At 60.1% G+C, this 25742-nt stretch carries 21 protein-coding genes and 1 pseudogene (1 of these 22 cut by a window edge); 8 read left to right on the forward strand and 14 right to left on the reverse strand.

Annotation, left to right across the window (positions count from 1 at the left end; all coding sequences use genetic code 11):
- Positions 1–3781: pseudogene (locus tag N018_RS28400) on the reverse strand (amino acid adenylation domain-containing protein); it reaches 5700 nt to the left of the window's first position.
- A 293-nt stretch (positions 3782–4074) separates the two neighbouring features.
- Here N018_RS28400 and N018_RS14165 point away from each other — a divergent pair.
- A complete protein-coding gene (locus tag N018_RS14165) occupies positions 4075–4848 on the forward strand; it encodes a helix-turn-helix domain-containing protein (RefSeq protein ID WP_025390008.1) in 774 nt (257 codons plus the stop codon).
- A 71-nt stretch (positions 4849–4919) separates the two neighbouring features.
- Here N018_RS14165 and N018_RS14170 read toward each other — a convergent pair whose 3' ends face one another.
- From N018_RS14170 to rpiB, 3 genes are all read right to left on the reverse strand, one after another.
- Complete coding sequence (locus N018_RS14170; protein WP_025390009.1) at positions 4920–7295, reverse strand: membrane-bound PQQ-dependent dehydrogenase, glucose/quinate/shikimate family; 2376 nt, start codon at positions 7293–7295, stop codon at positions 4920–4922.
- A 65-nt stretch (positions 7296–7360) separates the two neighbouring features.
- Positions 7361–8341 (reverse strand): sugar-binding transcriptional regulator, encoded by a 981-nt coding sequence (locus tag N018_RS14175; protein WP_024643615.1) that lies wholly within the window; start codon positions 8339–8341, stop codon positions 7361–7363.
- A 63-nt stretch (positions 8342–8404) separates the two neighbouring features.
- Complete coding sequence (gene rpiB, locus N018_RS14180; RefSeq protein WP_025390010.1) at positions 8405–8866, reverse strand: ribose 5-phosphate isomerase B; 462 nt, start codon at positions 8864–8866, stop codon at positions 8405–8407.
- Positions 8867–9148: 282 nt separating this feature from the next.
- Between rpiB and N018_RS14185 the strand changes: the two genes are divergently transcribed.
- The 7 genes from N018_RS14185 to dhaL all read left to right on the forward strand — a co-directional run bounded on the left by N018_RS14185 (position 9149) and on the right by dhaL (position 16506).
- Positions 9149–10636 carry a sugar ABC transporter ATP-binding protein gene (locus N018_RS14185; protein WP_025390011.1) on the forward strand — a complete coding sequence of 496 codons (1488 nt, stop codon included), beginning with the start codon at positions 9149–9151 and terminating at the stop codon, positions 10634–10636.
- Positions 10633–11610, forward strand: a complete 978-nt coding sequence (locus N018_RS14190; protein ID WP_025390012.1) for an ABC transporter permease — start codon at positions 10633–10635, stop codon at positions 11608–11610. The genes N018_RS14185 and N018_RS14190 overlap by 4 nt, the downstream gene beginning before the upstream one ends.
- 51 nt (positions 11611–11661) lie before the next feature.
- Positions 11662–12672: a substrate-binding domain-containing protein gene (locus tag N018_RS14195; RefSeq protein WP_025390013.1), complete on the forward strand. Its 1011-nt coding sequence runs from the start codon at positions 11662–11664 to the stop codon at positions 12670–12672.
- A 243-nt stretch (positions 12673–12915) separates the two neighbouring features.
- Positions 12916–13671 (forward strand): SDR family oxidoreductase, encoded by a 756-nt coding sequence (locus N018_RS14200; protein ID WP_025390014.1) that lies wholly within the window; start codon positions 12916–12918, stop codon positions 13669–13671.
- A gap of 29 nt (positions 13672–13700) precedes the next feature.
- The gene (locus tag N018_RS14205; RefSeq protein ID WP_024647481.1) at positions 13701–14816 is read left to right on the forward strand and encodes an MDR/zinc-dependent alcohol dehydrogenase-like family protein; all 1116 of its coding nucleotides are present in this window, start codon (positions 13701–13703) and stop codon (positions 14814–14816) included.
- Between the two features lie 40 nt (positions 14817–14856).
- On the forward strand, positions 14857–15858 hold the full coding sequence (locus N018_RS14210) for a dihydroxyacetone kinase subunit DhaK (RefSeq protein WP_025390015.1): 1002 nt from the start codon (positions 14857–14859) through the stop codon (positions 15856–15858).
- Between the two features lie 3 nt (positions 15859–15861).
- A complete protein-coding gene (gene dhaL / locus N018_RS14215; RefSeq protein ID WP_025390016.1) occupies positions 15862–16506 on the forward strand; it encodes a dihydroxyacetone kinase subunit DhaL in 645 nt (214 codons plus the stop codon).
- 88 nt (positions 16507–16594) lie between these two features.
- Here dhaL and N018_RS28125 read toward each other — a convergent pair whose 3' ends face one another.
- The 10 genes from N018_RS28125 to N018_RS14260 all read right to left on the reverse strand — a co-directional run bounded on the left by N018_RS28125 (position 16595) and on the right by N018_RS14260 (position 25327).
- The gene (locus tag N018_RS28125) at positions 16595–16852 is read right to left on the reverse strand and encodes a hypothetical protein (protein WP_229631111.1); all 258 of its coding nucleotides are present in this window, start codon (positions 16850–16852) and stop codon (positions 16595–16597) included.
- A 25-nt stretch (positions 16853–16877) separates the two neighbouring features.
- Entirely contained in the window at positions 16878–17039 is a 162-nt protein-coding gene (locus N018_RS28130; protein WP_229631113.1) for a hypothetical protein, read from the reverse strand.
- Positions 17040–17147: 108 nt separating this feature from the next.
- The gene (locus tag N018_RS14225) at positions 17148–17735 is read right to left on the reverse strand and encodes a peroxidase-related enzyme (RefSeq protein ID WP_025390018.1); all 588 of its coding nucleotides are present in this window, start codon (positions 17733–17735) and stop codon (positions 17148–17150) included.
- Positions 17732–18262 carry a CMD domain-containing protein gene (locus tag N018_RS14230; RefSeq protein ID WP_024647486.1) on the reverse strand — a complete coding sequence of 177 codons (531 nt, stop codon included), beginning with the start codon at positions 18260–18262 and terminating at the stop codon, positions 17732–17734. The genes N018_RS14225 and N018_RS14230 overlap by 4 nt, the downstream gene beginning before the upstream one ends.
- Positions 18263–18332: 70 nt before the next feature.
- On the reverse strand, positions 18333–19898 hold the full coding sequence (locus N018_RS14235; protein ID WP_025390019.1) for an ABC transporter substrate-binding protein: 1566 nt from the start codon (positions 19896–19898) through the stop codon (positions 18333–18335).
- 64 nt (positions 19899–19962) lie between these two features.
- Positions 19963–20976, reverse strand: coding sequence for an ABC transporter ATP-binding protein (locus tag N018_RS14240; RefSeq protein ID WP_025390020.1), 1014 nt, complete (start codon positions 20974–20976; stop codon positions 19963–19965).
- Positions 20966–21982, reverse strand: coding sequence for an ABC transporter ATP-binding protein (locus tag N018_RS14245; protein ID WP_025390021.1), 1017 nt, complete (start codon positions 21980–21982; stop codon positions 20966–20968). The genes N018_RS14240 and N018_RS14245 overlap by 11 nt, the downstream gene beginning before the upstream one ends.
- A complete protein-coding gene (locus tag N018_RS14250; RefSeq protein ID WP_025390022.1) occupies positions 21979–22899 on the reverse strand; it encodes an ABC transporter permease in 921 nt (306 codons plus the stop codon). The genes N018_RS14245 and N018_RS14250 overlap by 4 nt, the downstream gene beginning before the upstream one ends.
- Positions 22896–23870: an ABC transporter permease gene (locus N018_RS14255; protein ID WP_025390023.1), complete on the reverse strand. Its 975-nt coding sequence runs from the start codon at positions 23868–23870 to the stop codon at positions 22896–22898. The genes N018_RS14250 and N018_RS14255 overlap by 4 nt, the downstream gene beginning before the upstream one ends.
- Positions 23867–25327, reverse strand: coding sequence for an NAD(P)-binding domain-containing protein (locus tag N018_RS14260; RefSeq protein ID WP_024647492.1), 1461 nt, complete (start codon positions 25325–25327; stop codon positions 23867–23869). Before N018_RS14260 ends, N018_RS14255 begins: the two co-directional genes overlap by 4 nt.
- Positions 25328–25742 lie beyond the last annotated feature (415 nt).

Here is a 25742-nt window from a genome sequence, read left to right on the forward strand (position 1 = left end):
CGTTGTCGTTGTCCAGACGTACCTGGGCCACATAGTTGCGATACGACACGGGTGTAGTCAGGGCATCAGGTTGATCGAACAGCAACGCCTGCATTTCGCGGCTAACCAGCTCCATGGCGGTGTTGTCCAGCACCAGATGATGGAATAGCAGAATCGCAGTCACTTCACCGCTGGACGGGTCATCGGCGTGCACCAGGCGCATCAACGGTGCCTGAGCCAAGTCAAGGCGATGGTGACGGGCGTCGAATCGTTGCTGCAAACGCTCGATGGTCGGCATGTCGGTCGCACCGGCCTCGATGCTGATCGCTTGCACCGCCAGTTCGGCATGGCGCCAAACCACTTGCAGCGGGTTTTCCAGGCCCTCCCAGACGATCGAAGTGCGCAGAATGTCGTGGCGGTCGATGACTTTTTGCAGGGCACCGGCCCAAGCGTGCAGGCGCTCGGGGCTGTCGAACGCCAGACGCCATTGCAGCAGGTACGGATCGCCCTGCTCGGCGGTCAGGTAGTGATAGAGAATGCCTTCCTGAAGTGGTGCCAGCGGATAGATTTCCTGCACATTGGCTGCACCGCCCGGCACGCTGGCGACGATGCGATCGATTTCCGGCTGATTGAGGCTCACCAGCGTCAGCATCTCTGGGGTGATCCGCGTACAGCCTGCCAGCACCGCATTGGCCGGTACTTGCAGCGCCTGACGGGAACCCTCGCAGGCGGCCAGTGCCGCCAGGGTCGGCTGTGCCAACAGCGCATGTACGTCGGCTTTCAAGCCTGCCTTGCGCAGTTGCTCGACCAGGTTGACGGCCAGCAACGAATGGCCGCCCAGTTCAAAGAAGTTGTCGTGCCGCCCTACCCGCTCCACGCCGAGCACGTCTGCCCAGATGGCGGCCATGGCCACTTCAACTTCGCCCTGTGGAGCTTCATAGGCGTGGCCGAGCAGGTACGCAGGGTCCGGGTCTGGCAGCGCCCGACGATCAAGCTTGCCATGGCCGGTCAGTGGCAACGCGTCCAGACGGGTGAAGGCGCGTGGCACCATGTAGCCCGGCAGTATCGCGCGCAGTGCATGGCGCAAGGCGTCGGTATCGACCGGTGAGGTTTCGGTGAACCAGGCCAGCAGATGCAGATCACGAACCAGCACAACGGCGTCCTGCATCCCGTCCTGAAGGGTCAGCGCGGCCTCGATTTCGCCCAGTTCGATGCGCATGCCGCGAATCTTCACCTGATCGTCATTGCGGCCCAGATAATCCAGCGTGCCGTCGGCGTTCCAGCGCACCAGGTCACCGCTGCGGTACATGCGCGCCTGCGCCTTTTCGCTGAACGGGTCGGCGATGAATCGCTCGTCGGTCAGTTGTGGCTGGTTCAGATAGCCACGGGCGACACCCGAACCACCGATGTACAGCTCACCGCTGATGCCCACCGGCATGGGCTGCAAGTGCTCATCCAGCACGTACACATGGGTATTGGCGATGGGGCCGCCGATGTGCAGGGTACCGTTGACCAGCACTTGGCCGGAGGTGGCGACCACCGTGGTCTCTGTCGGTCCATAATTGTTGACCACCGCGTAGCGGCGGTTATGGGCAAACTGGCGAAGGCGGTCGCCGCCGATCAGCAGGGTTCGCAGGGTCGGGTGGTCGTCCGCCTGGCTGAACGCATATTCGGCCACGGGCGTCGGCAGGAAGCTGACGTCCAGCGGTTGCGCACGCCACCATTGCAGCAGGGCTTCGATGTCTTCGCCGCCCTCTTGAACCGGCGCCAGGTGCAAGGTCGCACCTGCGCACAGGGTCGGCCAGACTTCCCAGGCCATGGCGTCAAAACCGAAACCGGCGAGGCACGACGTGTGTCCGCCTGCTTCGAGCCCGAAAGCATCACAGTGCCAGTCGACCAGATTGGCCAGCATGTGGTGCTCGACCATCACGCCCTTCGGCTGGCCGGTGGAGCCGGAGGTGTAAATCACATAAACCAGATTGGCACTGCTCAGGCCAGCCACCTGCGGGTTGCTGTCGCTGCCCGAAGCCTCAAGACAGTGATCCAGTTCGATCAGCGGCACCGCCAATGACGGCAGACGTTCGACCAGCGCCGAGAGCGTCAGCACCGCAACCGGGGCGCTGTCAGTCAGCAGATAGGTCAGACGCTCGCGGGGATGGGACGGGTCAATGGGCACGTAAGCTGCGCCTGCCTTGAGCGTGGCCAGCAGCCCCACCAAGGTTTGCAGGCTGCGCCGGGAAACCACAGCGACGCGGTCGTCCGGGCGTACGCCCGCCTCGATAAGACGCTGGGCCAGCGCATTGGCCTGACGATTGAGCTGTGCATACGTCAGCTGTTGCCCTTGATGGACGGCTGCGAGCATGTCTGGGCGCACGCGCGCCTGTTGTTCAATGCGCCGATGAATCAGTGGCTCCTCGCCAGCGTCCATCGCCGTGGCGTTCCATTGCTGAACGTCAAGCCGCTCGACGTGTGTCAGCAGATCAAAGTCCTTGACCTGCAATGCAGGATTTTCCAGGCCCTGCTCCAGTATCCGCAGCAAGCGACAGGCGATGGCCTCGGCCTCGGCGTCACTGATCCAGGCGCGATGATGAACCATGTGCAGCGATGCCTCGTCGCTGTTCAGATTGCTGCGCATGTGAATGGCCAGCGGCGTGGCTTCGTAACCATTGGAGACTTTTACAGCCCGGGCCTGAGCCGCTCCGTAGCGGTAATCATGACCTTCCTGTTCGTAGGACACCGAAACCTCGAACAGCTGCGCCCTTTCATCGCGTGATACACCCAATGTGCGATTCAGCTCGCTCAGCGCAAAGCGCTGGTGCCGGAAGTCGCGCTTGAGTGCATCACGTACTTCGCTGACCAGCGTCGCGAAATCCGCGCCTTCCGCGAAAGCCATGCGCACCGCACTGACCTGCGCGAAGTGGCCCAGGGTTGCCTTGAATCGCGCCCCGGTGCGATTGAGCAATGGCAGGCCGACCACCCATTCTTCACGCTGGGTGGTGCGGCTGAAGTAGACATGCAACACCGCCAGCAATACGTGGAATGTCGAAGCACCCTGCTGCTTGGCAAAGTGTTTCATACGCACATGCAGGGCTTCCGGGAAAGCCTGCACCCAGGCATGCGCAGGCGCCGGATCCGTCATCCGCCGATTGTGATAACGGGAGACCAGCAGTGGCTCCGGCAAGTTGCGGTATTTTTCCAGCCAGTATTGCTTGTCGCGCAGGTAGCGCTCGGAAGCCTGATAGCGTGCATCCTCTTCGATAAAGTCGCTGTAGCGCGGCGCTTCGAATATCGGACTGTCGCCGTGCATCAAGGCCGAGTAAATATCCCCCAGCGACTGCATCATCTGCCCGAAGCCCCAGCCATCCAGAATCAGGTGATGAGCCTGACTGGCCAGCCAGTAATGGTCAGCCGTCAGGCGAATGAGGCTGAAGCCGAACAATGGGCTGCCATCAAATACATACGGACGGCGCATCCGCTCGATCACCAGTGCCTGAGCGGCCAGTTCGGGTTGCTCATGATCGCTGAAGTCATGCAACGCCAATGGCATGGGCATGCTGGTCACATATGTCTGAAGCGGCAGACCGTCTGTCCCGGCACCGGCCAGAAACACGGTGCGCAAGCCTTCATGCGTCGCGATCAACAGTTCCAGAGCACGCTGCAAGGTCGCTGCGTCCAGCGGACCGTCAACATCCATATAGCCGCCGATGTTGTACAGAGGAGAATCACCACGGCTGATCTGGTCGAGCCAGACATCACGTTGTGCGGCAGTCAGAGGGAAGTGTGCGGCGGCAGAGACGAGCATGGTTCAAGATCCTTCTTGACAGATAAGACCCGGATTAGGCCCTCGCACTCTTGTCACTGTATGGCCCCTTAAACCCGGACACTGGCGTATCGCTACTAATCACTGGGAGTTAGTTCAATTCAGGGTTTAATCGTGTCCCTGTTTTTCGTTACAGACGCAGGCGCAATCCTTAGGCTGAATACCCAAAGAATCAGTGACCTATCGATTTTTATAAGTAATGGTTATCAGTAGTCGCCGCGAAAGGAGCTGAACACGATCCTCTTTTCGCAGGGTTGAAATCGGGAAGGATCAAGATGAACACGGCGCAACACTTCGAATACAGCGACGATCCGCGCTTTTACCTGCAACTTGCCAGCCTGGTTTCCAGCACCGGCTGCACTACATTTGCCGGACGCATGCTGCAATTGGTCCATTCTGTAGTGCCGATTCACGGGCTCGACCTCAGCGAATTGACGCTGGACCTGCGCCAGGGCAGCGTCAGCCGTATCAATCTGCTCGGCGGCGCCGGCCTGCAGCATGCAAATACCGACATTGACTCAACGGGTCATCCACTGCTGGCAAGCATTCTGCATATGCAGGACCCGCTACTGATCCAGCTCAAGCCGCCTTCGAGCATGCAACATCCGCAACGCAATACTCATCAGTGCAACCTGGTTTCCAGCCACGGCGAGCTGCGCCGGATAATCTGCTTTTACCGGTTGACCACCTTGCGCGCGTTCTCGCTGACCGAGCTGTCACTGCTCAAAAGCCTGTCGGATACCCTGTTGCCACTGGTTGAACAGCACGCCTATGGCCTTGCTCAAGCCAGTGTTCGAGGGGCGCGAGTCGAACCGGAGCCTGGTTCGTTGGATCAGGCGTTCAGCGGCAGGCTGGCGCAGGACGCTATTACCTTGTCTGCACGAGAGCAGGAAGTCTGTCTGGGCTTGCTGACAGGTGGCACTGTGGCCGAACTGGCACAGCGACTGAAGGTCAAGAACAGCTCGGTGGAAACTTACCTGAAGCGTGCCACGACAAAACTGGGCGTCAGCGGCAGGCATGGCCTGGCGCGCTGGATGGCGGGGAATTGAAGCGCTTTCATGTCGTCTGAGCAGCACCCTCAAAGAGGCCGTCCATGGCCCCGGTCAGGATGCGCCGGATATCAGTCCATACGGAACGCAATCACGCTGTCGCCCAGCGTAGTCCCCAGCGATCCGTGACCACCGGCGGCGATGATCACGTACTGCTTGCCGTCCTTGCCGGTATAGGTAGACGGCGTGGCCTGACCGCCAGCCGGCAGTTCATGCTCCCAGAGCACTTCCCCGGTATTGACGTCGTAGGCACGGAAGAAGTTGTCTGCGGTTGACCCGTGAAAGATCACCCCACCAGCGGTCACCAGCGGACCGCCGTGGGCGACCATGCCCATCGGGAAGCCGACAGGAAAGCGCGCCTGCATGAAATTGGTCTTCAGGTTTTTGGTGGTGCCGACCCGTCGGGTCCATTCAGTTTTGCCGGTGCTCAGATCGACGCCGACCATGCTTCCCCAGGGCGGCGCAGTACACGGAATTCCAAGACTGGACGCGAGCCGTGAAATACGGATGGCGTAGTCACCCTTGAAGTTTTCATTCCAGTACGGCTTGCCGTCTTCGGTGAACAGCCGTTTCTCTTCTGCCTGCGCAGGACGCTTGATCAGGTTGTAGATGTACGCCAGATGTACGGGTGTTGCGACGAGTATCTGCCGGTCCGGATCGACAGCCACCGAGCCCCAGTTAAACACCCCGATATTGCCCGGATAGATCAGCGAGCCTTTCTCGGTAGCGGGCGTCCACGGGTTACCGTCATAACGCAGCGTGTTGTAGGTGATCCGGCAAGCCATCTGATCGAACGGCGTCACGCCCCACATGGATTTCTCGGTCAGCGCTGGCGGGATGAAGTTGAGCCTGGAAACCGGCTGGTTCGGCGCAAAGCGTTCACCGGGCACACCGCCTTCGGTAGACACGCTGGCCTGATCGATCGGCACAATCGGCTCGCCGGTCAGGCGGTTGAGGACGAAGATATTGCCAACCTTGGTAGGCACCAGGATGGCCGGTTGTTTGCTGCCCTCCTTGCCCAATTCCAGCAGCGACGGCTGCGAAGGGTTGTCGCGGTCCCACAAATCGTTGTGCGAAGTCTGGAATTTCCAGCGCAATGCACCGCTTTTCAAGTCCAGCGCAACCAGCGCGTCACGGAATTGTTCGGTGTTGCTTTCAGGGTCCCGCAACGTGCCGGTCTCGTCAGGCGAAGCGTTGCCGAACGGTACATACACCAGACCGTTTTTGACGTCTGCACTCAGAGTGGCCCATGCAACAGGCGTGTCCTGCGGGTAGCTCTGGCCCGCTGCGATGGGTCGGGTGTCATGTGGATGGTATGGATCGAAGTTCCACACCAGTTGCCCGGTGAGCACGTTATAAGCGCGAATCACGCCGGACGGATTGCCGTTGTTGTAGCCGTTATCCATCACCGAACTGCCAATTACGATCAACTCACCGGCAATCAGCGGCGCGGAGGTCTGCATCAAGGCGTGGGGACGAACTTCACCCATATTGACGCTCAGGTCGATCACGCCAGCGTCGCCGAAATTGCTGCACAGCTTGCCGGTGTCGGCATCCAGCGCCACCAGCCGAGCATCGGCGGTTGCGGTGATGACGCGTTTTGCGCAGAGCGCTGGCGTGGGCTGAGCATCCGCAGTGCCGCTTGCCGCCGAGTAATAGCTGACACCCCGGCAGGTCTGGTGCTGTTGCAGGTATGAACGTTTTTTCTCCGGCGTGTACTTCCAGGTCAGTTCGCCGGTCTGCGGGTTCAGGGCATGCACTTCGTTGTGCGGAGTGCACACATAAACCCGGTCATTGACCTTCAGTGGAGTGGCTTCGAAGGTGTACTCGCCTGCATCCTTGTCCGCGTCGCGCAGGTCGCCGGTGTGGTATTCCCAGGCGACCGACAGCTTGCCAACGGTTATCGGCGTGATCTGATCAAGGCGGGAGAAGCGCTGACCGGCGCTGGTTCCGCCATACGCAACCCAGTCGTTACCGGCTGTTTCAGTACTGCGAGCTGTCCCGGCCGCGTTGATCTGTCCGCGCTGCGGGTACGGATCGTAAAACATCATTGCAACGACAATGACCAGCATCACGCCGAGCGTGCCACTCAGAAACGGATGAAAGTGACGTCGGTCATCGCCGGCCTGCGCGCGATACAGCGGGCGTACCACCCAGGGCAGCGCCAGCCACAGCCCGACCAGAGCAAAGACGTCACCTCGGGGGATCCATTGCCACTTATCGAAGCCGACTTCGGAAACGATCCAGATCAGGATGGCCCACAGAATCAGCGCATACAGCGTCAGTGCAGATTTCTTTTTCAGAAACAGCAGGACCGCCGTCGCCAGCACGCCAAGGGCGATAATCGAATAAGCGGAAGAGCCTCCGACGGCCACCAACTGCGCGCCCATGTACAGCAGGGCCATGCTCAGCATCGCCATCGCGATACTCGTCACTTTCAGAATCATCGTCCTTGCCCTGTCATTATTTTTGGATGCAGGTCATGCGACAACGCCTAAGGCCGGGTGTTGCGTCAGCTTTTGCGGGTCGCATCATCCAGGGCAAGGATGGTGTGCGCATTGGTCACGGTGGTCGCAAGCGTGTTGATCACGCCTGAACGCAGCGCGCCCAGCGTGGCGGCCGCCTTGGTGTTTTCACTGGCGATGGCGACCACATCCGGAATGCGGAAAAGCTCTTGCACGGTCAGGCCGATGACCCTGCCCTGTATGGCGTTGACCGCTGGCTGACCATGAATGTCGATGAAGTCGTAACCCATCATGTCGCCGACTGTCCCGGATAAACGTGCCTGAGCGATTTCCTGCGGAGAGAACCAGCCCATGCGCACCATGTTGCTGTTCTCACTCATGTCACCTATACCGATCAACGCCATGTCGGCACGGCGAGCTCGGTCCAGAGTGGAGCGCACCGTGTCGTTGCTGATCAGAATGCTGCGCAGTTCCGGGTTGGCGACCAGCGCCGGGGCATACAGGCTTTCGCTTTCACCACCGAAACGCAGTGCCAGACGGCGACAGATGTGGTCGGGGTTCATGTATTCCCCCGCCTTGAGCGAACCGCCAATCGCACAGACAAATGTGCAGTTGCGCGTGACTGGCAGGAATACGTTATCGGCCACGGCCCCCACATTGCGGCCCATGCCGACAGCGACGATCACACCGTCGCCCAAAGTCTTGTTCAGGTAGTTGGCCACCAGGCTGGCGACCGCCGAGCGCTGGGTATCGGGATCGCTGTGGTCGACCGCAATCAGCGCTCTGTCGAGCTGAAAGCGTTCTGTCAGCGCCAGCTCAAGCTCGTTGTTCATGGCCGGATGCTGCAAGACCCGCACCTCGACGATGCCTTCATCACGTGCGCGTTTGAGCAGCCGGCTGACTTTTGCTCGCGACAAGTCGAAACGCTTGGCGATGGCTTCCTGAGTGACATTCTCAAGGTAATAAAGCATCGCGACTTCAGTCATCAGGTCGATGTCGCTGGCCATGCGCTGGCTACTGTCACTCATGTGGGCGGGCTTCCGTTTCGACGTCAAAGGCCCATTCTCCCTACTCCTGCCCTGTTCCGTCCACTATTGATGCCCGTCACGCTCAATCGCATTGATGCGCTCGACCTTGGCCCCGGAGCGCGCCGCTTCAAACTCTGATTCCAGAAACGATTTGACGATACTTTTCGCCAGCTCCGTACCGATCACCCGCGCTCCGATGGAAAGGATCTGCGCATCGTTGCTCTTGCGCGCCCGCTCCGCCGAATAAGTGTCATGCGCCTGCGCTGCACGGATGCCGAATACCTTGTTCGCGGAAATGGCCATGCCGATGCCCGTGCCGCAGACCAGAACCCCGAGCCGCTGCTGCCCGGCATTGATGGCGGTTGCGACCGCCAGCGCTATATCCGGATAAAGCACTGGTGCGGTGGAGTGGGTGCCGAAGTCAGTGACTGGATAGCCCAGTGCCTCGATATGACGTTTGAGCAGTTCCTTGAGTTCGTAACCCGCTTCATCGCATCCAATAGCCACCGGAAAAGGTGTGTTCATGGCGTCTGGCTCCGCTGCTGAGGTCGCATAATGCTGACCAAATGTTCATTCTGTGAAATTCCGATCAGTCATTTCTCGGATATTAGATCTGCTCTGTCAAGCAGGAATTAAAGAAAACCTCTCAAAAACTGCCTACACCTCCATTTCTGCTAGGTAGCGCAGCGTCGTTTGAAGTTTTTCTTGAAAGAGATTGACTGATCAGAATTTCATTTGGTAAACATATGCTCACTGAGCAACACATCAGTGCATCTAATAAGAAATTCACAGCACGAGGACACGCCAATGGCTACGCCATTACTGCTCCAGGCTGAACACGTCGCCAAGGCTTATGCCGGTATCCCAGCCCTGCGCGACGGCCGCCTCTCATTGCGGGCTGGCAGTGTGCACGCCTTGTGTGGCGGCAATGGCGCCGGTAAATCGACTTTCCTGAGCATCCTGATGGGCATCACGCAGCGTGATGCGGGCAGCATTCTGCTCAACGGCCAGCCCGTGCAATTCAGCCGTCCGGTTGAAGCGCTGACGGCAGGGGTTGCGATGATCACTCAGGAACTCGAGCCCATCCCCTTCATGACCGTTGCAGAAAACATCTGGCTGGGCCGCGAACCACGCCGGGCCGGCTGCATTGTCGACAGCAAGGAGCTGAATCGCCGCACACGTAAACTGCTGGAAGAGCTGGAGTTCGATGTCGACGCGACCAGCCCCATGCACCGTCTGAGCGTGGCGCAGATACAGCTGGTCGAAATTGCCAAGGCGTTCAGCCATGACTGCCAGGTAATGATCATGGACGAGCCGACCTCGGCCATTGGTGAGCGCGAGGCGCAAACCCTGTTCAAGGCCATTCGCAGGCTGACCGCACGCGGTGCCGGCATCATCTATGTGTCCCACCGCCTCAGCGAACTGGCGCAGATCGCCGACGACTACAGCATTTTTCGCGACGGCGCCTTTGTCGAAAGCGGACGCATGGCAGATATCGACCGGGCGCATCTGGTGCGCGGCATCGTTGGCCAGGAGTTGCAGCGTATCGACCACAAGGCCGGTCGTGAATGCACCACCGAATGCTGCCTGAGCGTCGACGGCCTGAGCCGCAACGGCGAGTTCGAAGACATCAGCCTGCAACTGCGGCACGGTGAAATTCTCGGTATATACGGCTTGATGGGCTCTGGCCGCAGCGAGTTTCTCAACTGCATCTACGGCCTGACTACCCCGGACGCCGGCAGCGTCACGCTGCGCGGCAAGCCGATGCCGATCGGCCTGCCCAAAGCGACCATTCGTGCTGGCATGTCGCTGGTCACCGAAGACCGCAAGGACAGCGGCCTGGTGCTGAGCGGCAGCATTCTTTCCAATATCGCACTCTCGGCCTACAAGCAGTTGTCACGCTGGTCGCTGATCAATGCGCGCAAGGAACAGCAACTGGCCGAAGACATGGTCAGGCGGCTGCAGATCAAGACCACGTCGCTGGACCTGCCAGTGTCATCCATGAGCGGTGGCAACCAGCAGAAAGTAGTGCTCGCCAAATGCCTTTCTACCCAGCCGGTCTGCCTGTTGTGTGACGAGCCCACGCGGGGTATCGACGAGGGTGCCAAACAGGAGATCTATCACCTGCTGGATCAGTTCGTGCGCGCAGGTGGTGCAGCTATTGTGGTGTCGTCGGAAGCTCCGGAACTGCTGCGCCTGAGTGACCGGATCGCCGTATTCAAGGGTGGCAGGCTGGTGACCATCAGCAGCGATGCCGACCTTTCCCAGGAAGCCTTGCTGAGTCTTGCCTCATGAATAGCAAAACTGTTATCGCCCCTGCCACCGTTGAGCCGCGCAGCCGTTTGCGCCTGTCCTTCGACCGTTTTGGCCTGCCGCTGGTGTTCATTCTGCTGTGCCTGGTCATGGCGTTTGCCAGCGAATACTTCATGACCTGGCGCAACTGGATGGACATTCTGCGCCAGACCTCGATCAACGGCATCCTTGCGGTTGGCATGACCTACGTGATCCTCACCAAAGGCATCGACCTGTCGGTGGGCTCGATTCTGGCCTTCGCCGGGTTGTGCAGCGCCCTGGTGGCGACCCAGGGTTACGGCCTGCTGGCAGCAGTCAGCGCGGGTATGTTCGCCGGTGCCATGCTCGGGGTGGTCAACGGCTTCATGGTCGCCAACCTGTCAATTCCGCCATTCGTGGCCACGCTGGGCATGCTCAGTATTGCCCGCGGCATGACGTTTATCCTCAACGACGGCAGCCCGGTTACCGACCTGCCTGAAGAATACCTGGCGCTGGGCATCGGCAAGATAGGCCCAATCGGTGTGCCGATCATCATCTTCGCTGTGGTCGCACTGATCTTCTGGATGGTGCTGCGCTACACCACCTACGGCCGCTATGTGTACGCCGTGGGCGGCAACGAAAAAAGCGCACGTACCTCGGGCATCGGCGTGCGCAAGGTGATGTTTTCGGTGTACGTGGTATCCGGGCTGCTGGCGGGACTGGCAGGCGTGGTGCTGTCGGCGAGAACCACTTCCGCCCTGCCCCAGGCCGGCATGTCGTATGAACTGGACGCGATTGCTGCTGTGGTGATCGGGGGCACCAGCCTGTCTGGTGGCACTGGCAGCATCGTCGGCACGCTGTTCGGCGCGCTGCTGATCGGCGTCATCAATAACGGCCTCAACCTGCTGGGTGTGTCTTCGTATTACCAGCAGGTAGCCAAGGGCCTGATCATCGTGTTCGCAGTACTGATTGACGTGTGGCGCAAGAAGAAACGCTAGTCCTTTTTCTCTGAATGACCGACTGACTACAACAATAACGAGGTGCTCATCATGAAATTCGGTAAATCCCTGGCCGCTGTCGCGGCGCTCACCCTGCTTGCCAGCAGCATCGCTCTGGCGGCCGACAGCAAGACCTACAAGATCGGCGCTGCGGTGTATGGCCTCAAGGGCCAGTTCATGCAGAACTGGGTGCGTGAGCTAAAGCAGCACCCGGCGGTCAAGGATGGCACTGTGCAGATCACCGTATTTGACGGCAACTACGACGCACTGACCCAGAACAACCAGATTGAAACGATGATCACCCAGCACTTCGACGCGATCATTTTCGTGCCAATCGATACCAAGGCCGGGATCGGTACCGTGGCACGGGCGATGGAGAGCGACATTCCGGTGATCGCCTCCAATACCCGGGTGGCCAGTGCCAAGGTGCCTTATGTGGGCAACGATGATGTCGAGGGTGGTCGCCTCCAGGCACAGGCCATGGTCGACAAGCTCAACGGCAAGGGCAACGTGGTGATCATTCAGGGCCCGATTGGCCAGTCGGCGCAGATCGACCGGGAAAAAGGCGAGATGGAAGTGCTGAAGAAACACCCGGACATCAAGATCATCGAAATGAAGACCGCCAACTGGTCCCGTGCCGAAGCGCTGGCGCTCACCGAAGACTGGCTCAACGCGCACCCCAACGGAGGCATCTCCGGGATCATTTCGCAGAACGACGACATGGCCCTTGGAGCCCTGCAAGCGGTGAAATCCCGCAACCTGAAGCCTTCGGATGTACCGATCACCTCCATCGACGGCATGCCCGACGCCATTCAGGCGGCCAAGAAAAACGAAGTCACCACCTTCCTGCAAGACGCCCAGGCGCAATCCCAAGGCGCCCTCGACGTCGCCCTGCGCGCCTTGGCTGGCAAGGATTACAAGCCGAAGTCAGTGATCTGGGAACGCTACGCCAAGGACGTGAAATGGGGCGACGGGACTGACAAGAACTACATCCTGCCGTGGGTACCGGTGACCGATGCCAATGCTGACGCGCTGTATCAGCAGGTCAGCGGCGGCAAGTAAGCCGAAGAACGCGCAGAGCGCCACAGGTGTGTGACGCCGAGCGTCACGAACGGCATTCCGAATGCGGAGCGTGAGGAACGGGAAGTGTTCGGTCCGACAGCTCTCGTTTATCGCTGCAACGTTCCAGCGTGGTAATGCCGTTCTGGACGCTCTGCGTCCGATCTTGAGTGTGCGGTAAAGCATGGATTTGTGACGCAGAACGTGACGAATCATCAGTCAACCAGCGCTACGGGAGTCATATCAATGTCTGAATTCTGGAACAAGGCCTTCGATCTCCAAGGACGTTGCGCCGTGATCACCGGCGGCGCCGCCGGGATCGGTCTGGCCTGCGCCAGCCTGCTGGTCGAGCGTGGTGCGCGGGTTGCACTGCTGGACCGCGACCCGGCAGTGGTCGACGTGGCTGCCGGTCTTGGCAGCGGGCATATCGGCATCGCTGTCGATCTGCGCCGGATCGATCAGGTGAACAGCACTATCAATAGCGTATTCGAGCATTTTCAACGCATCGATTACCTGGTCAACAGCGCGGGCGTCGCGGTGCTCGACAAGGCGCTCGATGTGAATGAAGAAGCCTGGGACACGACGCTGGACATCAACCTCAAGGCCAGTTTCTTCGTCGCTCAGGCCTGCGCCAGGCACATGCTGGCCCAAGGCAGCGGACGCATCGTCAATCTCGCCTCTCAGGCTGCTGTCATTGGTCTTGATCGACACGTCGCCTACTGCGCAAGCAAGGCCGCAGTGGTCGGCATGACCAAAGTACTGGCCATGGAGTGGGCACCACACATCAACGTCAACGCCATTTCCCCAACCATCGTCGAAACCGCGCTGGGCAAGAAAGCCTGGGCCGGTGAAGCGGGCGAACGCGCCAAGACACAGATCCCGGCCGGACGCTTCGCCCAGCCCGAAGAGATAGCCGGTTTGACGCTGTACCTGCTCAGCGATGCCGCGAGCATGATCACCGGCGAAAACGTGGTCATCGACGGCGGCTACAGCATTCAGTAACTCATTTTTCAGTCGCGAGGTTTATCGTCATGTCCACCGCCATCGAACGCACTGCCGAACAACGCTCTCCCGTCATTCCGGCCACCATGCAGGCAGTGGTGTGCTACGGCCCGGAAGACTATCGGCTGGAAACCGTCGACGTCCCCACGCCTGGCCCTGACGAAATCCTCACCAAAGTCGAGCTGTGCGGCATCTGCATGGGCGATATCAAGACCTATCGCGGTGCGCCGTCGTTCTGGGGCGACGCCGAGCAACCGCGCTACGTCAAGCCACCGATGATTCCCGGTCACGAATTTGTCTGCCGCGTGGTTGCGCTCGGCCCCGGTGCAGAAAAGCGCGGTGTGCAGGTGGGGGACCGGGTCATTTCCGAACAGATCGTGCCGTGCTGGGGTTGCCGCTTCTGCAACCACGGCCAGTACTGGATGTGCCAGAAGCACGATCTGTACGGTTTTCAGAACAACGTACAGGGTGCCATGGCCCAGTACATGATTTTTACCAAAGAAGGCATCGTCCATCAGGTGCCGGATTCCATCGCACCGGATGAAGCGATCCTGATCGAACCCCTCGCCTGCTCACTGCATGCTGCCGAACGCGCCAACGTCGATTTCGATGACATCGTGGTGGTCGCAGGGGCCGGTACGCTGGGATTGGGGATCATCGGCGCAGTGCGTATGCGCAATCCCAAAAAGCTCATCGTGCTCGACATGAAACCTGAGCGCGCAGCCCTTGCGTTGCGCATGGGTGCAGATGAAGTATGGAACCCGGCCGAGGTTGACGTGCTGGCGAAAATCCGCGAAATCACTGACGGCTATGGCTGCGACATTTATATAGAGGCCACCGGGCATCACAAGGCAGTCAATCAGGGCCTGGCGATGTTGCGCAAACTGGGGCGTTTCGTCGAGTTCAGCGTGTTCAATGACGAAGCTACCGTGGACTGGTCGATCATCGGCGACCGTAAGGAACTCGATGTACTCGGCTCACACCTGGGACCGTATATGTACCCGCGAGCCATCGATTTTATCGGCAACCGCAAGATCGACATGCGCGACGTGGTCACACACAAGTTCGCCCTCGCCGATTTCAAGCAGGCCTTCGAGGTCATGGAGCGCGGCGACAAATCCTTGAAGGTGGTACTGGAACCGTAATCCGCCCGATCCTTATAAGAACAACACAGGAAAACGCGTTATGAATCGAGTGATCAATGACCCGGACCAAGTGGTCGAGGACATGCTGTGCGGCCTGCTGGTTGCCCACCCCGAATTGTCGCAAAGCGACAGCAACCCGCGCGTTATCAGTAAAGCCAGACCTTCCGCACAAGGGCATGTGGGCATTGTGACGGGTGGCGGCTCTGGCCATGAACCGGCTTTTCTGGGTTATGTCGGCCCAGGCCTGGTGGATGCCGTAGCCGTTGGCGAGATTTTCTCCTCGCCCACCGCGAAAAGCTTTTTCGATGCGTTCCGCGCTGCCGATCACGGGGCCGGTATAGCCTGCCTGTACGGCAATTACGCAGGCGACAACATGAACGTGAAGCTGGCGATGAAAATGGCCGCCAGCAAAGACCTGCAAGTGCGCACCGTGGTGGCCAACGATGACGTCGCCTCCGCCCCGAAAGCCGATATCGCCAAGCGCCGCGGCGTGGCCGGGGAAATTTTCATGTGGAAGGTCGGCGGTGCCGCCGCCGCACAAGGCTACGACCTGGGTGGCGTGATCCGCGTTGCCCAGAAAGCCGTCGACCAGTGCCGCTCCATCGGCATTGGCCTGACGCCCTGCACCATCGCGGCAGTCGGCAAGCCGAATTTCCAGATTCCGGACGGCAAGATGGAATTGGGTATCGGTCACCATGGAGAACCGGGCATAGAGGTCATCTCTATCGAATCCGCCGCCGCGATGGCAGAACGGATGCTCACGCCCATTCTTGCCGACCGCGACTTCAGCACTGACGAGAGCGTCGTGGTGCTGGTCTCCGGTCTCGGCGCAACGCCGGTCATGGAGCTTTACATCTTTTACGCCGAGGTAGAAAGCCTGCTCAAAGCCAAGGGTTTGAAGGTCCATCGCTGCTACGTTGGCAACTACTTCACCTCGCTGGAAATGATGGGCGTGACCCTGACCCTGCTGGGTCTGGATGATGAATTGAAAACCCTGATCGACCACCCTTGCCGCTCCATCGGCATGACCCAGGCGGAGTGAACCATGAGCCAGCATTTCTCCACACATGACGGCACTGCCATCGTTGCAAGCCTGGTGAGCGTGATCGTCGCCAACCGCGAATACCTCAGCGAAGTCGACGGCGCCATCGGCGATGGCGACCATGGCATCAATATGGCTAAAGGCTTTGCCCACTGCGGTCGCACCATCGAAGGACGTCAACTGACCCTCGCCGAAGCGCTGGACGAACTGACCCTGAGCCTGATGGAAGGCATCGGCGGCTCGATGGGCCCGCTATATGGCAGCCTGTTCATCGGCATGGCCGATCAGGTGCGCGGCAGTGACGAGATCGACGCAGCAACCTTCGCCAACCTGTTGCGTGGCGGACTCACCTCATTGCAGGACATTACCGAAGCCGGTGTCGGCGATAAATGCCTGATGGACACCCTGATCCCGGCCGTCGAAGCCTTTGAACAGGCGCATGCCGCTGGCGCTTCATTCAACGAGGCCCTGAACGCGATGAAAAGCGCCGCCGCACAAGGGCGTGATTCAACCAGGGATCTGGTGGCAAAAATCGGCCGCGCCAGTCGACTGGGTGAGCGCTCACTCGGCGTGCTGGATGCGGGGGCGGTGTCGTGCTGCCTGATTTTGAACAGGCTGGCGGATTCGGTGCAGCCGAGGCTTGTCTAGTTTGATAGCGAACTGACAGGCATTGTTTGATGATCGACCTGTGAATACGTATGGGTGCGGCTCATGAACCTGGTCGATAAGGCTCTATTCAGGCGAAAGCAAAAGGCCCTTCGAAGTTGCCGATCGGCACCCAATGCGTAATAAGCCCCGTATCGCTTTTCCAGTGATGCAACAGCAATGCTGGCGGTTCGATGTACGAGGCATCGCTGGCATCAGGGCGAAGCTGCAAGGCAATGGCTGTGGTCGTGCTTGGCGCCGTACACATCAACGTACCGCCAAAGCGAAGCTGCATGAAGCGATGGATGTGTCCGCAGACGATCCGTTCAACGGCAGGGTATCGCGACACGACCTCGGCCAGTCGCTCGCCTCGTTCATTCCATCAGGTCGCCGCTGAACAGAATCAGATCGGGGGGCGGGGCGAGGGCGTTTATCGTGTCGACGGCAGCCGCCAGCATCGCGTTCGAATCAACCACTCCCTGATAGAGCTGCCCCCTTGGACGTACATGCGTGTCGGATATTTGCGCAATCAGCATTGCATTACCTCAATCGTGATCAGGTTGCCCGTTCATTAACACAACGAGCTTTGCAACGAGCGGGCCAGACTGCGCCGGATCACTGGGTACTCCCGAAGGAGATGACTATCAGGCCTCGGGAAACACGGGCTCGCCAAGATTCAGCATCAGCCGGTTGGCCCAGGCAAATATCGAAATGGCGTGGATAAGGTCCAGAATCTGTGTGTCATCCAGCCCGTGTTCACGCAACGCCTGAATGTGCTCGGCATTGAGTTCAGCAGGCTCAAGTGTCAGATCGATGGCAAACTGCACGATGGCTTTTTCGCGTGCGCTGGTGCCCGCCGTCGCCGGGTCGGCAAACACCTCGGCGATCACGTCATTACGCTTGGCCAGTTGCTCGAAGCGCTGCGCATGCACCGAAGCGCAATACACGCAGCGATTGATCCGCGACACCACGGTGCTCGCCAGCTCCCGCTCGGCGCGCGACAGCCCGCCCGGCGCGTACATGATGGCGTTGAAGGCCTGAGAACGCTGGCGCAGGATGTCCGGGTGATGCGCCAGGGTCAGGTAATAATCCGAGGTTTTGGCTTGCGGATGGCTCTCTTCAAGCACCGCTATCTGTTCGGCAGTGGCGTCGTCGAGATTCACAGTCGGCAACCAGGCCTTCCAGCCCAGCACCTGGTTAGTGAAGCCTTCGATCTTGATTGGCTCGCTCATTGGGCAGCTCCGGCAGATTTCATGGCGCTCAGCCCGGCGGCCAGACGTACCTGATAGGACAGGAATGCGATCAATTGCGCCAGGACCACGATTTCCGCGGTGCTCAGGCCTTGTTGCTGCAATGCCTGCAAGGCATGTTGATCACCCTGCACCGGAGACTCGATCAAGGTGCGGGTAAAGCTCAGGATCGCCGCCAATCGTGGGTCTTTCAGCCTATCGATCCGGCTGCCATCAATATCGGCACGTACACAGTTGTCCAGACCGAGCTTTTCCAGCTGCGCCAGGTAATGCGCGGTCAGGGTTGGCTGCGCGCTTAGCCGCGTTGCGTAATAGGCGACCCACAGGCGCTCGATCAGCGACAGGTTGTTATCCAGTGCCGGATCGAAAAACAATTGCTGGCTGCCTTCGGTGGCTGATGCAACCTTGTCCCGCGCATGGCGCACGGTGTGCAACGGGCTGCCTGGCTCGATAGCCAGCAGTTCATCCAGCAAGTCCGGCGTTGTCTGATGTTCAGCAGTCGATGTCATGAAATACCCTGCAATGCTGTGGTGGCGTTCGCGCTGTCGCTGTCACAAGCGCTGCGCGAACCGAGGAAGATCAAGGCTGTTCGGTGACCATGGTCGCTGCGGTACGGTCGCTGACCAGCGGCTCGACTTTCAGGCCTTTGCGCGCGGCCCAGATGTTCTGGTAATGAAACAGCGGAATGATGCCGACGTCGTCGCTGACCACCTTGACCGAGTCCTGGAGGATTTTGCGGCGCTTGGCTTCATCGAATTCGGCAGTCGAATCGGCCAGCGCCTTGTCCACCAGCGGGTTGCTGTAATGGCCCCAGTTGGAGGCGCCCAGCCCCTTGCTGCTGTTGACTGTGGTCAGAATGTTGGTCAGCGCATAAGCCGCTTCACCCGTGCCATTGCCCCAGGCAATCACACTGATGGCCAGTTCATTCTTGTTTGCCTTGCCCGCGTATACGGCCCACGGCAGTACTTCCAGCTGCACCTTGACGCCGATTCGCGTCCAGAACTGCGCCACGGCCTGCATGACTTCCGGCGCTTGCGGGTAACGGTCGCCCGGTACGTGTACGGTCAACTGAAAACCTTCGGGAAAGCCTGCCTGCGCCAGCAGGTCCTTGGCCTGTTTGACGTCATACGGGATGTTCTTGATCTCAGGGTTGTAACCGAAGGTGTTGGCCGGCATCCACTGGTTGGCCTCGGTGACCGTGCCCTGCATGATGCGCTCGTCGATGGCCGGACGATTGATCGCCAGGGACAGCGCCTTGCGCACCCGCACGTCCAGCAATGGGTTCTCGGCCAGCGGCTTGCCCGCGTTATCACGAATGAACTCGTTGGGACCGACGCGGAAGCTCGGCTGAATGATCAACGCACGCAGCCCCTGATAAGCAAACACATTCACGCTTGGCGTCTTGCGCAGGCGCTCGACATCGGTTGGCGACACCTTGTCGATCACGTCCACGTCGCCTGCCAGCAAAGCCGCCGTTCGATTGGCCGCGTTAGCGATGAAACGGAAATCAACCTTGTCCCAGGTCGGCTTCGCGCCCCAGTAACTGTCATTGCGGGCAAAGATCGTGCGGTCGCCCGGCACGTAGGACACAAAGCGATAAGGCCCGGTGCCGATCATGGCCTTGCCCGAATTGTAATCGGCACTGCTCGCCGTCGCGCCTGCGTGCCGACTGACAATGTAGATCGAGTCGATGTCCGGCAGCAGGTTGGCGTTGGGCAGACGGGTCTTGATAATCAGCGTGTGCTCATCCCTGGCCTTGACCGATTCCACCGTGCGCATGGCACCCGCGTAAGAGGCGACACTGCCCGGTACGCTGCGCGCACGCTCGAAAGAGAACACCAGATCGTCAGCCGTCAGTGGCGTGCCGTCCTGCCATTTCACGTCATCACGCAGGGCAAACTCCCACGTGGTGTCGTCCACGACTTTCCAGCTTTTCGCGAGCCCAGGCAGGGTCTTGTCGTCGCGACGGCTGACCAGCGATTCAAAGGCATGCAGCGCCACCGAACGGTCGCCCGCGTAGTTGTTCAACTGTGGATCAAGGGACGAGACCGGGTCGGCATAACCGATACGCAGGTCCTGCGCCGAGGCACTGCCGGCTGCCAGTAGCAGAGCCGAGGCCAGCAACGAACGAACGAGTGGTTTCATGGGTGATTCCTTGTACGCAATGGCGGAGATTGACGAGCTTCAGGGGCTCGTTCAGTGTTGGTCATTAGCCTTGATCATTTAAATGACACGCGCTCTGGTGGTTCGGCGAAACCTCCCTCAGCGCTGGAACTTCCTCGCGGCAGCGCGGCATGGCGTGCGGGCAGCGAGGGTGGAAATGACACCCGGCAGGCGGGTTCAGCGGGCTGGGGATTTCCCCTTTGATCGCGTCATAACGGGTACTGCGAATATCGAAGCGCGGGATCTGCGCCAGCAGCGCCTGGGTGTACGGGTGATTGGCCCGCGCAAACAGGTTATCGACCGAGGCTGTCTCGACCACGCGGCCCAGGTACATCACCACCACGCGGTCACAAAGGTGCTCGACCACACCCAGATCGTGGCTGATGAACAGATACGTCAGGCCCAGCTCATCGCGCAGGTCCATGAACAGATTAAGGATCTGTGCCTGAATCGAGACGTCCAGCGCGGCCACCGATTCATCGCACACCAGCAGTTCCGGCTGCACCGCCAGCGCACGGGCGATGCCGATCCGCTGACGCTGACCGCCGCTGAACTGATGCGGATAACGCTGACGCAGTTGTGGGCTGAGTCCGGCACGCTGCAGTTGCGCGCTGACATAGTCGTCGGCACCTTTGCGGTCGGTCAGGCCATGCAGCAGTGCGCCCTCGCCGACGATACGGTCGACCCGCAAGCGCGGATTGAGGCTCGACGACGGGTCCTGAAAAATCATCTGCACCTTGAGACGCAGCGACTTGCGCTCCTTCGCGGTCAGGCTGTCGAGCGGCTTGCCGTCCACCAGCGCGCTGCCGGAAGACACCGGCAACAGTCCGGCAACCATGCGTCCAAGGGTCGATTTGCCGCAACCCGACTCGCCCACCAGCCCGACCACTTCGCCGCGCACAATACGCAGATCGACACGATCTACGGCATGCGTCACCGGCTTGGGGCGTGTCAGGTGCAGGCGTTGCAGCAGCCCTTCAAACGAGCGCTCGTTCACGGTTTTGCCAAAAGTCTTGCTGACCTGTTGCAGTTCGATGAGGGGGATCTGATCACTGGACATCGGCAGCAGCTCCTGGATAAAAGCAGCGAACCGTATGGCCCGGCAGAATTTCGCGTGGTTCAGGGTCCTGCGCGCATATTTCTGCTGCTCTGGGGCAGCGCGCGGCAAACGCACAGCCAGCAGGCATCGACAGCAGATCCGGTGCCATGCCGGGAATCTGCCGCAAGCGCTGACCACGTTTGTTGCGGCTCGGCAGGCTGTCGATCAGGCCCTGTGTGTAAGGATGTTGCGGACGATCCAGAACCTGCTCGACCGAACCCTGCTCGACGATACGTCCGGCGTACATCACCGCCATATCGTCAGCCAACCCGGCCACCACGGACAGGTCATGGGTGATCCAGATCAGCGAAGTGCCCTGCTCGCGCACCAGTTTCTGCACTTCACTGAGGATCTGCGCCTGAATGGTCACGTCCAGCGCGGTGGTCGGCTCGTCGGCGATGATCAGGTCAGGCGAGTGCAACAGCGCAATCGCGATCGCCACCCGCTGACGCATGCCGCCGGAGAGCTGATGCGGATAGGCACGCAAGCGCTCTTCGGGGCTGGCAATGCCCATCAGCGCCAAGGTGCGGCTGGCATGCTCGCGGGCATCGCGTTTACTGATCGAACGATGCGCGCGTACCGCTTCGATCATTTGCGTATCGACGCGCAGTACCGGGTTGAGGGTCATCATCGGGTCCTGAAAAATCATCGCCACCCGATTGCCCTGGATTTCCCGCAGTTGCGCGGTGGAGAGCTTTGTCAGGTCCCGGCCCTTGAACAGTACCTGGCCGCCACTGATGCGCCCCGGTTCATCCACCAGACCGAGAATCGAGAAACCGGTCACCGATTTGCCCGACCCCGACTCGCCCACCAGCCCTAGAATGCGCCCCGGCTGCACGCGCAACGACACATTGCGCACCGCAGGCAACACACCGGCGCGGGTATGAAACGAGGTACACAGGTCGCGCACCTCGAGGGTCGGCTGTTCGACTGAAACTGGCGCAGATGACACTTCAGGCAGGCTCATCGCTGCAACCTCGGGTTCAGGACATCACGCAGGCGGTCACCGACCAGATTGATCGCAACAATGGTGATCAGCAGTGCCAGCCCCGGAAACAGGCTGATCCAGTATTCATTGCTGAGCATGTATTGAAAGCCGTTGGCGATCAGCAGGCCCAGCGACGGCTCGGTCACCGGCACGCCAAGGCCGAGAAACGACAGGGTCGCTTCCAGGGTGATGGCGCGGGCGATCTGCAAGGCGCCGATCACGATCAGCGGCGGCAGGCAGTTGGGCAGAATGTGGCCGATCACCAGGCGTAGCGGCCCCACCCCCTGCCCGCGCGCTGCATCGACATATTCGCGGCGGCTTTCAGTGAGCGCCTGACCACGGGCGGTACGTGCGTAATAAGCCCATTCGAGCAGGATCAGGGTGAGCATCACGTTGCCGACGCCCTTGCCCAGCCAGGCCAGAATCATCAGCGCCATCAGAATCACCGGAAACGACAGCAACAGGTCGACCAGACGCATCAGCAACGCATCGACCCAGCCGCCGACATACGCAGAGACCAACCCCAACAGCGTGCCGATCACTGCTGCGATCAACGCTGAACCGATGCCGACCCACAGGCTGATGCGCAAGCCGTAGATAATCGCCGAGACCAGATCGCGGCCCTGCCCGTCAGTGCCCAGCCAATAGGTGTAACCGCTGTCCATGTTCAGGCTGCCGGGCGGCATGCGCGCATCCATCACGTTGAGCTGCATCAGGTCGTAGGGGTTCTGCACCACAATCCATGGCGCGAAGGCTGCGACCAGCACAATGATCACCAATAGCAGCAGGCCAACCACCGCCGTGGTGGAACTCATGAACTCGACGGCCACCCGCCGCCAGGGCGACTGGGCCTGCAACAGGGTGTTCGCAGGCAGGGCTTTTTCAGTGATGCTCATCGGGATGCCTCGATACGTACGCGCGGATCCAGCAGGTAATACAAGCCATCGACGATAAGGTTGAGCACCACGAAAATCACCACGACCACCATCAGGTAGGCGACCACCACCGGGCGGTCAAGCATGTTGATGCTGTCGAGAATCAGCTTGCCCGCACCCGGCCAGGCAAAAATGCTTTCAGTGACGACGGCATAGGCGATGGTCGAGCCCAGCTCCATCGCCAGCACCGTCACTACCGGAATCATGGTGTTGCGCATGACGTGCATGCACATCACGCGCATGGGCGACAGGCCTTTGGCACGGGCGAATTTGACGAATTCCTGCGGCAACACCTCACGCACGCCTGCGCGGGTCAGGCGCAACACCAGTGAAATCTTGAACAGTGCCAGGTTCAGCGCGGGCAACAGCAAGTGCTGCAAGCCGTCCAGCGTCAGCCACGACCATTGCACGCCCAGCCATTCACGGGTCTCGCCGCGCCCGCTGGCCGGCAGCCAGCCAAGTTTGATCGAGAACAGCATGATCATCATCAACGCCACCCAGAACGCCGGCAGCGAAAAGCCGACGATACTGGCAGCCATCATCAGGCGGGACAGCGGATGATCGGGATATAAACCGGCGAACATGCCCAGCGGCACGCCGATCACCACGGCCAGAAACAGTGCGCTGAACGCCAGTTCGAAGGTCGCGGGCAGGCGCTGCAAAATCAGACGCATGGCGTCTTCGTGATACACGAAACTCTGGCCCAGATTGCCGTGCAACGCGCCCTTGAGAAAGATCAGGTATTGCTGCCACAACGGCTTGTCCAGCCCCAGGTGGACGATGGCTTGCAAGCGTTCGGCCTGATTGAGGTCTTCGCCCACCAGAATGTCCATCGGATTGCCGATGGCGTTGAGGCCGACGAACACCACCAGCGTCATCAACAGAATCACCAGCAACGACTGGGTAAGTCGGCGCAGCGCCCAGCCGATCATGTGCGTGACTCTTCGGCAGTCGGCTCGCTGACCAGCCACTCATCGCCCAACAATTCCGGCTCGGCATAATCGCGCATGGACTCGAAATGCAGCGCGATGTCTTCGTTGAACAGCAGCCCGACCAGTGCATGCGCCAACCGTTTGGAGCCTTCGCTGATGGCCGGGATGTCTCCGGACACCGCGCCGTAGCTCAGTGCTGCCGGGTAGCTGAAACAGTGAATGTGATTGAGCCCCGGACACGCACCGGGAGTTTTCTCCTGAAATTCGAAGCAGTTGCCCAGGTCAGGCAGGACCGCCAGCTCAGTATCAGTTTCGCCAGGCGGCGCCGTGAAGCGGTCCTGCCAGACACGAATATGCGACGAGAACGGGGCAAATTCCGGGCGCTGTGCAAGGTCGGTGCGAAAGCCGGTGGCGAAGACCACAAAATCTGCTTCGATACGCGCCTTCGACGTGTGCAGCGAGACCCCGCCAGCCGGATTTGCTTCGACCGCCAGCACGGCGTTGTCGAGCAGGAAACGCGCCCTGCCCGAGTTCGATACCCTGAGGGTACTGCCACGTGGCGGCGGCACTTGCTGGGTGTTGAGGTAGTGACGAATGCGCCACTTCCAGAGGTCCGGCAAGCGCCAGTAGCCGTGGACCATCCCCGGATTACCGACGCCCTTGCCTTTGTTGACGCGCGGCAGCTCGGCTCGACGAATCAGCAGATCGACTCGCTGCGCACCGGCTTCCAGCGCCGTCGCGGCGCTGTCCATGGCCGACGCGCCGCCACCGATGACCGCGACACGCTTGCCTGCGAACCAGTCATCCTGCAAACCGGCTGCCGAGTGTGTCCACAGATGATCCGGCAATTGCCGGGCGAAATCCGGCACCCAGGGGCCACCCAGCCCATCACGACCGGTCGCGAGTACCACGTGCCGGGCCAGCATGAATCGGGTTTGCGCGGGCGTGGTGAGGTCCAGCTCGATCAGACCATCGGCTCTGGGTGCAACCCGGCTGACCCGGTGTTCGTTACGTACATCCAACGCCAGTACCTTGCGATACCAGCGCAGGTACTCGGCCCATTGCAGGCGTGGAATCTTGTCCAGTGCGGCCCAGCCATCAGCACCGAACTGCGCTTCATACCAGGCACGAAAGGTCAGTGCCGGTAAACCCAGTGCCGGTCCGGTCAACTGTTTTGGCGAGCGCAGGGTTTCCATGCGTGCGGTGGTCGCCCACGGGCCCTCGAAACCTGCCGGAGACTGATCGAAGATTACTGCCGCGACGCCCAGATGCCGCAGCTCGGCAGCCAGGGCAAGCCCGGCCATGCCGCCACCAATGATCGCCACGTCGAGCACGGCCTGCCCGGCACTGACCCGCGGTTTGACCCAGGGCTTGGCAGGCAGGTCCAGCCAGGCCAGATCCTGTTGCAGGCGAGCTTCCAGCGCGGCAAGGCCGGCAGGCGGGTTTACATCGGACATTGGTCGGTACTCGGAAAAATGATCAGGCCCAAAGCCCTGGCGTTGACTCAAATCAATTCAAAAACCATTCCATATTTACTTAAAATGAATTCTTAAAGGCCTTGAATGCTTAATCCGAATAGTAAAAGCCGTTTTTTATTCTAGCAACGCGCAAAAAAGCATATTGATATTTCCAAATGGAATTTAGGTGCTATCTGGCTACGCGTGGCGGCATGGGTATGTGACGCAGAGCGTCACGAAAGGCGTTCCCACGCTGGAGCGTGCGGAACGAGAGGTATCTGGACTTTCGCTGTCTCGCCCCAGTGACGCGCGCTGAGCGTCATCTACAAACTGACTGACTATCGTGCCAATGCTCCGCGTTGGCATGCATTTCTGGACGCTCCGCGTCCGATCTTCAGTCTTGTGCGATGACAGG

Origin of the sequence: Pseudomonas syringae CC1557, from assembly GCF_000452705.1 — a bacterium.
Taxonomy (GTDB): domain Bacteria; phylum Pseudomonadota; class Gammaproteobacteria; order Pseudomonadales; family Pseudomonadaceae; genus Aquipseudomonas; species Aquipseudomonas syringae_F.